The sequence below is a fragment of the Rhizobium sp. Root1220 genome, assembly GCF_001426265.1.
Classification (GTDB): Bacteria; Pseudomonadota; Alphaproteobacteria; order Rhizobiales; family Rhizobiaceae; genus Rhizobium.
On sequence record NZ_LMDG01000035.1, the window covers coordinates 1 to 13,218 of the forward strand.

The 13,218-nt window shown below is 62.8% G+C and carries 13 protein-coding genes and 1 pseudogene; 9 read left to right on the forward strand and 5 right to left on the reverse strand.

The features are described 5' to 3' along the window. Positions 1–266: 266 nt before the first annotated feature. The gene (hutC, locus tag ASC90_RS23365; protein WP_056545829.1) at positions 267–989 is read right to left on the reverse strand and encodes a histidine utilization repressor; all 723 of its coding nucleotides are present in this window, start codon (positions 987–989) and stop codon (positions 267–269) included. Positions 990–1,048: 59 nt separating this feature from the next. Then, on the reverse strand, positions 1,049–2,395 hold the full coding sequence (locus ASC90_RS23370) for a formimidoylglutamate deiminase (protein ID WP_200950944.1): 1,347 nt from the start codon (positions 2,393–2,395) through the stop codon (positions 1,049–1,051). Positions 2,396–2,530: 135 nt separating this feature from the next. Here ASC90_RS23370 and hutI point away from each other — a divergent pair, with 135 nt between their 5' ends. The 7 genes from hutI to ASC90_RS23405 all read left to right on the forward strand — a co-directional run bounded on the left by hutI (position 2,531) and on the right by ASC90_RS23405 (position 9,535). After that, positions 2,531–3,793 (forward strand): imidazolonepropionase, encoded by a 1,263-nt coding sequence (gene hutI / locus ASC90_RS23375; protein ID WP_056545833.1) that lies wholly within the window; start codon positions 2,531–2,533, stop codon positions 3,791–3,793. Further along, positions 3,790–5,325 carry a histidine ammonia-lyase gene (gene hutH / locus ASC90_RS23380; RefSeq protein WP_056545835.1) on the forward strand — a complete coding sequence of 512 codons (1,536 nt, stop codon included), beginning with the start codon at positions 3,790–3,792 and terminating at the stop codon, positions 5,323–5,325. Before hutI ends, hutH begins: the two co-directional genes overlap by 4 nt. Positions 5,326–5,392: 67 nt before the next feature. Next, on the forward strand, positions 5,393–6,196 hold the full coding sequence (gene hutG, locus ASC90_RS23385) for an N-formylglutamate deformylase (protein WP_056545837.1): 804 nt from the start codon (positions 5,393–5,395) through the stop codon (positions 6,194–6,196). 43 nt (positions 6,197–6,239) lie between these two features. Beyond that, positions 6,240–7,928 carry a urocanate hydratase gene (gene hutU, locus ASC90_RS23390; RefSeq protein ID WP_056545840.1) on the forward strand — a complete coding sequence of 563 codons (1,689 nt, stop codon included), beginning with the start codon at positions 6,240–6,242 and terminating at the stop codon, positions 7,926–7,928. Positions 7,929–7,978: 50 nt separating this feature from the next. After that, positions 7,979–8,563, forward strand: coding sequence for a HutD family protein (locus ASC90_RS23395; protein WP_056545842.1), 585 nt, complete (start codon positions 7,979–7,981; stop codon positions 8,561–8,563). Positions 8,564–8,655: 92 nt separating this feature from the next. After that, on the forward strand, positions 8,656–9,108 hold the full coding sequence (locus tag ASC90_RS23400) for a MarR family transcriptional regulator (RefSeq protein ID WP_056545844.1): 453 nt from the start codon (positions 8,656–8,658) through the stop codon (positions 9,106–9,108). Between the two features lie 25 nt (positions 9,109–9,133). Further along, positions 9,134–9,535 (forward strand): DUF1398 family protein, encoded by a 402-nt coding sequence (locus tag ASC90_RS23405; protein WP_056546366.1) that lies wholly within the window; start codon positions 9,134–9,136, stop codon positions 9,533–9,535. 67 nt (positions 9,536–9,602) lie between these two features. Here the strand turns inward: ASC90_RS23405 and ASC90_RS23410 are convergent, their stop codons facing one another. The 3 genes and pseudogenes from ASC90_RS23410 to ASC90_RS23420 all read right to left on the reverse strand — a co-directional run bounded on the left by ASC90_RS23410 (position 9,603) and on the right by ASC90_RS23420 (position 11,592). Further along, entirely contained in the window at positions 9,603–10,079 is a 477-nt protein-coding gene (locus ASC90_RS23410; RefSeq protein ID WP_056546371.1) for a ProQ/FINO family protein, read from the reverse strand. 135 nt (positions 10,080–10,214) lie between these two features. Continuing rightward, positions 10,215–10,814: pseudogene (locus ASC90_RS23415) on the reverse strand (NAD(P)-binding domain-containing protein). A gap of 25 nt (positions 10,815–10,839) precedes the next feature. Then, a complete protein-coding gene (locus ASC90_RS23420) occupies positions 10,840–11,592 on the reverse strand; it encodes a 3-oxoacyl-ACP reductase family protein (protein WP_056545846.1) in 753 nt (250 codons plus the stop codon). Between the two features lie 112 nt (positions 11,593–11,704). Here ASC90_RS23420 and ASC90_RS23425 point away from each other — a divergent pair, with 112 nt between their 5' ends. After that, positions 11,705–12,634: a LysR family transcriptional regulator gene (locus ASC90_RS23425; RefSeq protein WP_056545848.1), complete on the forward strand. Its 930-nt coding sequence runs from the start codon at positions 11,705–11,707 to the stop codon at positions 12,632–12,634. A 172-nt stretch (positions 12,635–12,806) separates the two neighbouring features. After that, positions 12,807–12,980: a hypothetical protein gene (locus tag ASC90_RS29495; RefSeq protein ID WP_200950941.1), complete on the forward strand. Its 174-nt coding sequence runs from the start codon at positions 12,807–12,809 to the stop codon at positions 12,978–12,980. The last annotated feature ends 238 nt before the right edge of the window (positions 12,981–13,218 follow it).

Here is a 13,218-nt window from a genome sequence, read left to right on the forward strand (position 1 = left end):
GGCGGTGTGGCGAGAATGCCTCGTCGAGTTGAGCTCCGGACGTGCCTGTGTGGCACACAAGGCCCCTCCAGGGGGAAGCGCAGGCTTCTCCCGACGAAGGTCGGGAGGGGAGCCAGAGGGACCGGAGTTGCGGGCATAAACCGCCGAACGGGACGCTGGGAAGCGCCATATTTACTCTACTCTCACGCGGCAATTTCCAGTGCCCCGTCCGAGCAAGCCAGCATGGTCACACCACGGGTGAAAACCGCGTAACCGCGAAGCTGCGTCTAGACGGATGCGGGCGTGAAGCGTGCCACCAGCGCATGCCGGTCACCTGGATAGGTGAAGCGCACATGCGTGACCGGACCGACATTGCTCCAGGTCCGGCGCTCGACGATGAGGCAGGCGGTGTTACGGGCGATATCAAGTGCGGCCGCCTCCCCGGTACCGGCCGAGACGGCATGGATGCGATGCTCGGCGGTGCTCCACGGGATCTGGTTGATGAGCCAGGCGCCAGGCGCGATGTCGGAGAAATCGGCGTTACCAGCTTCGGGTACGGTCGCCAGGCTGATCAGACGCTCTTCCAGGCAAAACGGACGCCCGGCCGCGTGATGGACGCAGATCACCTCCAGCACCGAGGAGCCCGGTTCGACGTCGAGCCTGCGGATATCCTCGGCCTTGGCCTTGCGCTGGACACGCCTGATGACCGCGAAGGAGTAGGCAAGGTTGAGCGATTGCACCTCGGTCTTGATGTCATGGATTTCGAGAACGGCGGATTGCGCCTGTGGCTGGGTGACGAAGCTGCCGGATTTGCGGCGTCGCTCGATAAGGCCCGCTTTGGCAAGCTGGGTCATCACCTTGTTGACGGTCATCCGCGAGCAGTCGTATTGCCTTGTCAGGTCGCTCTCGAACGGGATGCGGTATCCGGGCGGCCACTCGCCCGAGACGATGCGGCCTTCGATATCGCCGAGGATACGCTGGTGCAAGGTTGCGTCCTTGCCTTGGCTCATTGTCACGCTCCGGTTCCTTTTCCCCCCTCTAGTGGCAACCCTCGCCCGAGGAAAGCCCATCAGGCCGCCAGCAGTTCGCCCATTGCCTTCAGGAAGCGACCGTTGATCTCGTCCCGGCCGACGTGCCGCCCGCCCTTGACCTGCTTGCGGCCAAGCGCCCAGACGCTGTCGACGCCCACCCCGCCGGCGAAAACCCAGTGGTCGAGCAACCGATCGCCGGAAAGGTAGGGCACGGCACTCGCATCGAGCGACACGATGTCGGCGCGATTGCCGACAGCCAATCCGCCCGCCGCCTTCAGCGCCGCGCCGCCCCCGGTAATCGCGTGGTCGAAGAGGCTGCGCGCCGTCGAGCCGCCGGGTGCGGCGACGACGTTGCGCGCCTTCAGCGCCAGCCGCTCGGAATATTCGAGCTGCCGCAACTCGCCCGGCAGCGAGATCAGCACGTTGGAATCCGAACCGACGCCATATCGCCCGCCCGCTTCGAGAAACAGCGGCGCCGGAAAGGTGCCGTCGCCGAGATTGGCCTCGGTGATCGGGCAGAGCCCGGCGATCGCGCCGCGCGCTGCCATGCCGCGGGTCTCGTCGTCGGTCATATGCGTCGCATGGATCAGGCACCAACGGCCATCGACCGGCGCGTTTGCCAGCAGCCATTCGACCGGACGCGCGCCGGACCAGGCGATGCAGTCCTCGACTTCCCTGACCTGCTCGGCGACATGGATGTGGATCGGCCCGTCACTAGCCATCGGCACGAGCTCCGCCAGTTCCTCGGGCGTCGCCGCCCGCAGACTGTGCGGTGCAAGCCCGAGCTCGGCGCCGTCGAGCCTGCCGGCAATGGCGCGGCAGCCTTCCATCAGCCTGGCAAAACTGTCGAGGGAATTGATGAAGCGCCGCTGGCCGTCGATCGGGGCGGCGCCGCCGAAGCCGGAGTGGGCGTAGAAAACCGGCAGCAACGTCAGCCCGATGCCCGCCTCGGCGCTCGCCGCGCCGATGCGTTCGGCAAGCTCGGCGATGTTCCCATAGGTCTGGCCATCCTTGTCATGATGCAGGTAGTGGAACTCACCGACGCGGGAAAAGCCGGCTTCCAGCATCTCCATGTAGAGCTGGGCGGCCACCGCCTCGACATGCTCCGGCGTCATCGACAGGGCGAACCGGTACATGACGGTGCGCCAGCTCCAGAAGCTGTCATTGGCCGGTCCCCTCACCTCGGCAAGTCCGGCCATGGCGCGCTGGAAAGCATGGCTGTGAAGGTTCCCCATAGCCGGAACCAGCGTATGATAACGCTCGTCGGTGCCGCCTGCCGCAACGTCCGTTTCGATCCTGGAGATACGGCCGTCGATGAGCGTCAGGCGCACGCCCGTCTGCCATCCATGCGGCAGGAGGGCCGCGCCTGCGTGAAGTGTGGTCACTGCCGTTTGTGCCATGATCGCTCTTTCTCCTCTTTGGCGCCGCGCATCCTTCTCTCACGAAGGCGCACAAATTTCTACTTGTCACCAGTTTATTATGTATATACATATACCAGCATAAGGAAAGGCGCAAAGCTGATGAACGGGAACAGTTTTCCTAGCGATAGTGCATCCACAGAGGCACGTCCTCACCTCTGGCGCAATGCGCGCCTGGCAACGCTCGACCCACGGAAGCAGGGCCTCGGCATCGTCGAAAAGGGCGCCGTCGTTGTCGAGAACGGCCGCATCGCCTTTGCCGGTCCCGAAAGCGAGCTGCCCGTCCAGGCGATCGAGCGCGGCGAGATCACCGATCTCGAAGGCCGCTGGCTCACGCCCGGCCTCGTCGATTGCCACACCCACATCGTCCATGGCGGCAACCGCGCCCGCGAATTCGAAATGCGCCTCGAAGGCGCGACCTACGAAGAAATCGCCCGTTCCGGCGGCGGCATCGTCTCCTCGGTGAAGGCGACCAATGCGCTGTCCGTCGAGGGTCTTGTCGACGCCGCCCTTCCCCGCCTCGACACGCTGCTCGCCGAAGGCCTGACGACGATCGAGATCAAGTCGGGATACGGCCTAAACATCGAGGCCGAGCTCAAGATGCTGCGCGCCGCCCGTAAGCTTGGCCAAGTCCGCCCGGTCCGCGTCGTCACCTCCTATCTCGGCGCCCATGCGACACCGGTCGAATACAAGGGCCGCAACGGCGACTACATCACTGACGTCGTGCTGCCCGGCCTCGAGCAGGCGCATGCCGAAGGCCTCGTCGATGCCGTCGACGGCTTCTGCGAAGGCATCGCCTTTTCGACCGCCGAGATCGCTCGCGTCTTCGACAAGGCGAAGGCTCTCGGTCTGCCGGTGAAGCTGCATGCCGAGCAGCTCTCCAATCTCGGTGGCGCGAAGCTCGCCGCCTCCCACCGGGCGCTGTCGGCCGACCATCTGGAATATCTGGATATCGAGGGCGCCGTCGCCATGGCCGATTCCGGCACCGTCGCCGTGCTTCTGCCCGGCGCCTTCTACGCCATCAATGAGAAGCGGAAGCCGCCGGTCAAGGTGCTGCGCGAGGCGGGCACCCATATCGCCATCGCCACCGACTGCAATCCCGGCACCTCGCCGCTGACCTCGCTGCTGCTGACGATGAACATGTCGGCGACGCTCTTCGGCCTCACCGTCGAGGAATGCATATCAGGCGCCACCCGCGAAGGCGCCCGTGCCCTCGGCCTGCTCAGTGAAACCGGCACGCTGGAAGCCGGCAAGTCCGCCGACTTCGCCATCTGGGACGTCGAGAGCCTGGCGGAACTCGTCTACCGCATCGGCTTCAACCCGCTTCATGCACATGTCTTCAAGGGCGAAAGGATCGACCGTTGACCATTACCCTTCATCCAGGCTCCGTATCGCTGAAGGACCTGGAAACCATCTACTGGACCGGCGTACCGGCGAAGCTCGACGCCTCTTTCGACGCCGGCATCGCCAAGGCCTCCGCCCGCATCGCCGAAATCGCCGCCGGCAACGCCCCTGTCTACGGCATCAATACCGGCTTCGGCAAACTCGCCTCGATCAAGATCGACAGCGCCGACGTGGCGACGCTCCAGCGCAACCTCATCCTGTCGCATTGCTGCGGCGTCGGCGCGCCGCTGCCGGAAAACATTGTCCGGCTGATCATGGCCTTGAAGCTCGTCTCGCTCGGCCGCGGCGCCTCCGGCGTGCGGCTGGAGCTGGTGCGGCTGATCGAGGGCATGCTCGAAAACGGCGTCATCCCGGTCATTCCGGAAAAGGGTTCCGTCGGCGCTTCCGGCGACCTCGCACCGCTCGCCCACATGGCCGCCGTGATGATGGGCGAAGCCGAAGCCTTCTTCGCCGGCGAACGGCTGTCCGGCGCGGACGCCCTTGCAAAGGCTGGCTTGAAGCCCGTCGTGCTCGCCGCCAAGGAGGGCCTGGCACTGATCAATGGCACGCAGACCTCCACCGCCCTTGCCCTCGCCGGTCTCTTCCGCGCCCACCGGGCAGCCCAGGCGGCGCTGATCACCGGCGCGATGTCGACGGATGCGGCCATGGGCTCCTCGGCGCCCTTCCATCCCGACATTCACACGCTGCGCGGCCACAAGGGCCAGATCGACACTGCCGCAGCGCTTCGGGCCCTGCTCGACAATTCCATCATCCGTCAGAGCCATATCGAGGGCGACGAGCGCGTGCAGGATCCCTATTGCATCCGCTGCCAGCCGCAAGTGGACGGCGCCTGTCTCGACCTGCTGCGGTCGGTCGCCCGCACGCTCGAAATCGAAGCCAACGCCGTCACCGACAACCCGCTGGTGCTCTCCGACAATTCCGTCGTCTCCGGCGGCAATTTCCACGCCGAGCCGGTCGCTTTCGCCGCCGACCAGATCGCCATTGCCGTCTGCGAGATCGGCGCCATCGCCCAGCGCCGCATCGCGCTGCTGGTTGACCCTGCCTTGTCCTACGGCCTGCCGGCGTTCCTCGCCAAGAAGCCCGGCCTCAACTCCGGCCTGATGATCGCCGAAGTCACCTCCGCCGCACTGATGTCCGAAAACAAGCAGATGTCGCACCCGGCCTCGGTCGACTCAACGCCGACTTCGGCCAACCAGGAAGACCATGTCTCCATGGCCTGCCACGGCGCCCGCCGACTGCTGCAGATGACCGACAACCTCTTCGCCATCATCGGCATCGAGGCGCTGACCGCCGCCCAGGGCGTCGAGTTCCGCGCCCCGCTTGCCACCAGCCCGGAACTGCAGAAGGCGATTGCCACGATCCGCAGCTCAGTCGCGACGCTGGAGGTCGACCGCTACATGGCGAACGACCTGAAGGCGGCGAGCGAACTGGTGGCGACCGGGGCGCTCAACGCGTCGGTGTCGAGAGGCATTCTGCCAATTCTGGAAGGTTGATGGCAATGGCTTCAGAACTCTTGGGCCTGGCCCCTTCCCCAACCCCTTGCTGGGAATGGTTTCCCCGATGAGCACCCCCCACGAAATCCGCCAGGGCACGTCGCCCGTCATCCTCGGCCTTCCCCACACCGGAACCGAGGTGCCGCCGGAGATCTGGAACCGCCTGAATGACAACGGCCGGCTGCTCGCCGACACCGACTGGCACATCCACCAGCTCTATGACGGCCTGCTCGACGGCGTGACCACCGTGCGCGCCACATTCCACCGCTACGTCATCGACGCCAACCGCGACCCTGAGGGCGTCAGCCTCTATCCCGGCCAGAACACCACCGGCCTCGTTCCGGATACCGACTTCGACGGCAAGCCGATCTGGAAGAATGGCAAGGCGCCGACGCCGGAGGACCTCGCGGAACGGCTGCGGGATTTTCACGCACCTTATCACGCTGCCCTCGCCGCCGAAATCGAGAGAGTCAGGGCGGTCCATGGCGTAGCGATCCTCTACGATTGTCATTCGATCCGCTCGCACATCCCATTTCTGTTTGACGGCAAGCTGCCGGATTTCAACATCGGCACCAACCTGGGCAGGACCTGCGACAGCACCATCGAACAGGCTGTCGCTACAGTGACGTCGTCTGCCGAGGGCTACGACAGCATCCTCAACGGCCGCTTCAAGGGCGGCTGGACCACGCGCCATTACGGCAGGCCGGAAAGCGGCGTGCACGCGATCCAGATGGAACTGGCGCAATCCACCCATCTTACGACCGAGGCGCCACCCTTTACCTACGACCGGGCCAAGGCCGACCGCCTGCGCGTTCACTTGAAAGACATTCTGGCGCGCCTCGCCGAGATCGCACCAAGCCTGAAAAGATGAACCTGAAACGATAAGCCTTCAAACCCAGATCAGGGGAACCACAATGACCAGCAATCCACGCCACAACATTCGCGAAATTCGCAGCCCAAGGGGCAACGAGCTCACCGCCAAGAGCTGGATGACCGAAGCGCCGCTGCGCATGCTGATGAACAATCTCGATCCCGATGTGGCCGAGAACCCACATGAACTGGTAGTTTACGGCGGCATCGGCCGTGCCGCCCGCACCTGGGCCGATTTCGACCAGATTGTTGCGACCCTGAAGACCCTGACAGAGGAAGAGACACTGCTGGTTCAGTCCGGCAAGCCGGTCGGCGTGTTTCGCACCCACAAGGACGCGCCGCGCGTTTTGATCGCCAATTCCAACCTCGTGCCGCACTGGGCGACCTGGGACCACTTCAACGAGCTCGATAAGAAGGGCCTTGCCATGTACGGCCAGATGACGGCCGGCTCGTGGATCTATATCGGCACGCAGGGCATCGTACAGGGTACCTACGAAACCTTCGTCGAGGCCGGCCGCCAGCATTACGGCGGCAACCTCAAGGGCAAGTGGATCCTCACAGGTGGCCTCGGCGGCATGGGTGGCGCCCAGCCGCTGGCGGCTGTCATGGCCGGCGCCTGCTGCCTCGCGGTCGAGAGCGACGAGACCCGCATCGATTTCCGCCTGCGCACCCGCTATGTCGACGCCAAGGCGAAGACGCTCGATGAAGCGCTCGCCCTGATCGACAAGTGGACCAAGGCGGGCGAAGCCAAGTCCGTCGGCCTGCTTGGCAACGCCGCCGAAATCTTCCCGGAGCTCGTGCGCCGCATGAATGCCGGCGGCCCGCGTCCCGATATCGTCACCGACCAGACCTCGGCCCACGACCCGCTCAACGGCTATCTGCCGATCGGCTGGACCGTCGCCGAACACAAGGCCAAGCGCGAAAGCGATCCGAAGGCTGTCGAGGCCGCCGCGCGCGCCTCGATGAAGCAACATGTCGAAGCCATGGTCGCTTTCTGGGATGCTGGTGTGCCAACGCTCGACTACGGCAACAATATCCGCCAGGTCGCCAAGGACGAGGGCCTGGAAAACGCCTTCGCCTTCCCGGGCTTCGTGCCGGCCTATATCCGCCCGCTGTTTTGCCGCGGCATCGGCCCGTTCCGCTGGGCAGCGCTGTCCGGCGATCCGGAGGATATCTACAAGACCGACGCCAAGGTGAAGGAACTGCTGCCCGACAACAAACACCTGCACAACTGGCTCGACATGGCCCGCGAGCGCATTGCCTTCCAGGGCCTGCCGGCGCGCATCTGCTGGGTCGGTCTCGGCGACCGCCACAAGCTCGGCCTCGCCTTCAACGAAATGGTCCGCAACGGTGAACTCTCAGCCCCCATCGTCATCGGTCGCGACCATCTCGACAGCGGCTCCGTCGCCTCGCCGAACCGCGAGACGGAAGCGATGAAGGACGGATCCGATGCCGTCTCCGACTGGCCACTGTTGAACGCCCTGCTCAACACAGCATCCGGCGCCACCTGGGTATCGCTCCATCACGGCGGCGGCGTCGGCATGGGCTTCTCGCAACACTCCGGCATGGTCATCTGCGCCGACGGCTCGGAAGAAGCCGACCGCCGTCTGGAGCGCGTGCTGTGGAATGACCCGGCCACCGGCGTCATGCGTCATGCAGATGCCGGCTACGACATCGCGATTGATTGCGCCGGGGAAAAGGGTCTGCGGCTGCCGGGAATCCTGGGGAACTGACGGGGTCCGCTAGATCATTCGCTTCATGCGTTCGCAAGATTGGAAGCTCGATGCCGCGCGCCACCGTTTTGAGAGCCAGCACCTACCGCCGCATGCCCTGGAAGAACGGCGGCGGCGAGACGGTCGAGATTGCGATTTCACCGGAGGGCGCTGCGCTCTCGGAATTCGACTGGCGCATCAGTATGGCAACGGTGGCGACCGATGGGCCGTTTTCGATCTTTCCCGGCATCGACCGGACGCTGTCGATCATCAAGGGCGACGGCATGTCGCTTGCGATCGCGGGTCGCCCGCCGGTGCTGCTTACGCAGGAAAACCATCCCCTCGCCTTCCCGGCAGACGTTGCAGTGTCCGCAACGCTCGCCTCCGGACCGATCACCGACCTCAACGTGATGACGCGGCGTGCCGGTCTGCGGCACGACGTCGAACGTGCCGAGGTGAACGACCGCTTCAAGGCTGGCATCGGTACCCTCATATGGCTTGTGTTGTGCCACAGAGGCTCTGTCTCCGTGGAATGGCAGCAGGAATCCGAATTTCTCAACTCGGGTGACACGCTTCTCGTTGAAGGCGCGGTTGGCTCCGACGTCACTCTCAGTGGCAAGGCGCTATGCTATCTCATCTCCATCGGCCCCGCCTGAGTTGTCAAATGGTTGCCGTTTCGGCAATGCCCTCATCGGTGACTGGGAAATCATCTCGATGTAGTTTCCTAGTCAACAATAAGGGAAAGTCGATGGTCCCCGTATCCGACCTGACCTCGCATCTTGGCTATTGGCTGCGGTATGTCTCGAACCACGTCTCGCATGAGTTCGCACGCAAGCTCGAGGAGCGCGGTGTGACGGTTGCCGAATGGGTGCTGTTGCGGGGGTTGTACGATATAAAGCCGGCGTCGCCGAGCCATGTCGCTGAGCGACTGGGGATGACGCGCGGCGCCATCAGCAAGCTTGCCGATCGGCTGATCGACAAGAGGCTGGTGGAGAGACGGGCCAATCCCGACGACGCCCGAGCGCAGACGCTTTCCTTGACGCAGGGGGGACGCGCCCTCGTGCCCGAGCTTGCATCGCTCGCCGACAAAAACGACTCCGAATTCTTCGGTCATCTGTCACTTGGCGAGCGCCAGTTGATCCAGCGGATACTGGAAGACGTCGTCAAGCGACGAGACTTGAAGGCGATACCGACAAGCTGACCTCCAGATAAAAGGGATGACCGCGATGCACAATCACGTGAAATCGATCGTCGAAGAATGCAGCAAAGGCTCCGAGGAGAACCGTCTGAACTTTCCGCAGGTGATTGCAAAGTTAGCCGAAGCCGGTGTTGAAGGCTACTTTGCCGATCTGCGTCGATCCAACAAGATCTACTACCTGCCGGATGGGACCAGCATCGAGATGGCGTCCGCGCCGGTCGAATTTCCCGTCGCCGCCACATTCGATGCCACGGGCGTCGAAACGGCAGTCCGCCAGGCGCAACGGTCGGAGATTACCTACAGAATCTTCTGCGAAAGCGTCATGGCCGCCGGCTGCGCAGGTTATCTGGTCTCTCTCCCCGGTCGTCGGGTCGTCTATTTCGGCCGCACGGCCGAGCTGCACGTTGAACATTTCCCAAGCGCCAACTGAAGCGTGGCTGGCACTCAGGCGGAATTGCCGCCCGTGCTAATGGGCAGGACGCGGTTGTCATCCGGGATCACTGCGGAGAGGCGTCGCTTCCCTTGCGTCGCGTTAGCAACGCAGCTCGTATTTGCTCTGTCCTGCTGAGCACAGGCGCGGAGTGCGATACGCTTTCTGCAGGCGATGCGCTGGTGCGCTTCAAACTTTGGTATCGCTCTTGTGCCGCCAGCCTGTCGACCTCGGACACCGGTTCGGCCGGATTGCCTTGCAGGTCATAGCGCATGGCGCCGGGTTGGGCGATCGCGAAGTGGTATCGCTTCGAATGCAGGTAGGCGCCAGTCGCACGCCGAAGGGCCGTGACGCCGGTATCGGGATTCAGGAGAGGGCGGATCTCATTCCAGAGGCCGAGCGCGAACGGTTTGATCGGATCACCGACTTTTGCCGGCAGAATCTCGATCGCGCGCTGCAGCATTGCATTGATCGCCTGCGCCTTAGCGAGATCTGCTTCGTTTGCCGTCACAGGTCCGCGGTTTGTTGTCCAGGGTTTGGTCATGATCATATCCACTTCAGGGCCATACCTAGATATGGATCGTGAAGGGAATTTGAAAGTCCGGCCTGCCGAACGGCAGGTGCATTTAAAATGCCTTGGAGACAATACGGCCGGAAGCCAAGCTTCCGGCCGTGTTTTTCACCCGAATTTTACCAGGTTGAGTGCGGGTAGAGGGCCACCTGGAAACTGGACAAGTTTCCCACCTATCGAGATCGGGCCAAGATCGACGCCGCAAAAGCCGAGTTTGACGATCAGCGCGCCCACTTCGGCCTTCGACCGCGCATCGTCTCCCGATTAGAAGAGGACGCGGCTTCCACCCTCGGCACGCGGATCGCCGGAGATCAGATGCGGAGGAAGATGATTGAACGCCTTCACGACACGGGCGCCTCGTACCATCCCCGCGAAAATTTCCGTCGACAGGCGGCCGTGAAGTTCGACCGGTTTGAAGAGCGGACGCTCGATCGGGTTGTTGGCGTCGATCACGATGCGGCCAGCCCAATCGGGAAGCATCGCCAACGCCTGGGCCAGTTTCGACCACGGCACAGCGACCAGAACGAGATCGGCACGCGCTGCTTCCCTGACCGTCCCTGCCGTAATGTAGGGTGTGAGTTCGCGGGCGAAGTCCTGAAGCGTGTCGGGACTCCGGCTGTTGGAGATCGTTGCTGAGATACCGTTGCGAGCAAGCGCGCGGGCGAAGGCCGAGCCGATCTCGCCGCCTCTGATGATTCCGATGGACATTGGTCCCTCCGGGTTCGATTGATGGTCAGGCGGTGAAGCCGCCATCGGCAACGATGTCGGCGCCCGTGACGAAGGCGGCTTCCGGGCTGGCGAGATAGGCCACGACGCTGGCGATCTCGTAGTCCTTGCCGTAGCGGCCTATCGCCATGCCGGGACCGACGATTTTCGAAACCGGGCCACCGTCGGGGTTCATGTCGGTATCGGTCGGACCGGGATGCACGGTGTTTACCGTGATGCCCTTCGGGCCGAGATCTCGCACCAGGCTACGATTGAAGCCGGCCACCGCGCCCTTCGTCAGCGTATAGAGCGAGGCCGTCGGAAACGCCGCATAGCGGACCATGGAGGAGCCGATATGGATGATGCGGCCGCCTGGTTTCATGCGACGCGCGGCTTCCTGTGTTCCGACGAAGACACCTGTCACGTTGACGGCGATCATACGCTCATAGTCTTCGAACTTGATTTCCTCGATCGGACCGCCGAGCGCGATGCCGGCATTGTTGACGAGAATGTCGAGGGAACCGAATGTCTCTTCGGTCTTGGCGATCGCGGCCCGGACAGAGTCTGGGTTACCGGAGTCGGCATGGATGGCGATGGCACGACCCCCGGCGTCTTCGATTTCCTTCACGACTGCGGCGGCCTTTCCGGCAGACGCGCTGTAGGTTATGGCAAGCGCCGCACCATCGGCGGCGAGGCGCTTTGCGATTGCCGCACCTATCGAACGCGAACCGCCGGTGACGAGAGCGGTCTTTCCGAAGAGTTTCAAGGAAGTGTCAGTCATTGCGATAACTCCATGTTTGGTTTCGGTGGAGTGAATATCGTCTTTCTATTCCGCTATTATTAGACAGAAATTCCTGTTATTAATTTCAAACAATTCTTGAAAAGACCGTGCCGTGGAAACACTGACAAATCTGGAATCGTTCGTTCGTAGTGCGGAGCTCGGCAGCTTCTCGTCGGCCGCCCGCAGGCTTGGAATGACGCCAGCGGCGGTCAGCAGGAACGTCGCCACCCTCGAATCGAACCTCAAGCTTCGACTCTTCCAGCGAAGTACCCGCAGTCTTGCGCTTACGGAGGCCGGCGAGCGCTTTCTTCATTCCATTCGTGATCAACTGGAGAGTCTTCAGGGAGCGATTGCCGAGGCATCCAACGCGCAGAGCGAACCCGCAGGTGTGTTGAGGTTGAGCATGAGCCCCACGTTCGGAGTTGAGTACATCCTCCCGACGCTTCCCGAATTCATGCGAAAATACCCGCGAATCAGACCGGAATGGATGTTCGAGAACCGGCAGGTGGACCTGATCGCCGAGGGATACGACGCTGCAATCGGTGGCGGCCTCGACCTGACGCCGGGCATCATCTCAAAGACACTCGCACCGGCTCACATCATTGCGGTTGCCTCTCCGGAGTACATGCAGGACCGTGTTCCGCCTAACGATCCATCGGGACTGGTCGAACTGGACGGGATCGTTATGCGCTCGATGCGCACCGGTCGAATTCGACAATGGCAGATGCAAAGCGTCTCAGGCGAAGAGCAGCCGGCGCTGTTGACGGAAAGGATCGTCGTGAACGACCCGGCCGCTATGCGACGCGCAGCAATTCTCGGGCTCGGCGTAGCAATGATCGCCAAGCCCGATGCCCTGCTGTATCTCGAAAACGGCGAGCTTATCCGGCTGCTACCCGCGTGGTACGCGGACGCCGGTCCAATTTCGATTTACTACACGAACCGAGCTTTGCTACCGGCGAAAACCCGGGTGTTTATCGATTTCATCGCCGAGGCTTCTCAACGTGAAAGATGGCCGGAACGGCTTGCAGGCACTTTGGGATAGCGTCTTTCCGCCGCGTTCCGATGCATCCGAAGGCGGTTCGTGCGCCAGGGTAAAACGCGGTCAACGTTAGAGAAGGACGGCCGGTTAATTTAGTTAAATGCGATTCCATCCTCGTCCGATTATCCTGCAGGCAGGTGGAGCCCAATGCCGCAGCTATTCACATGAGGTCCAAATGACACGGAAACCGGAACGATCCAGCACCGCTCAACGCCAACAGCGCTTTGAGGAAACCGACCGGACCGCGGCGAAAATGATCAATGCGGAAACGTTGGCCCGGAGGAAGAAGACAGAGCGATTGCAGGCCGCTCGCGAGGAACGCCGGGCATCCCAGTCGAAGACCGGCTGATTGCCTGGATTTGCCTTGCAACCACGCATGCTTTTGTGTCGGCTTGCGCGAAGCGATGCAAACGGCCGCGTCATGGACAAGGGCGCGTGAACTGACCTGCAACGGTGATCCGGGCCGTGCCGCAAAGGCGTTGCGACCGGATCACAAGCCAGTCCGAGATGAGCGATCTGCTTCGTGAACGTTACTCATATTGGAGGTCTTGAAGTTGGCGGGCGGGCGGCGAAAATCATCCGATCAC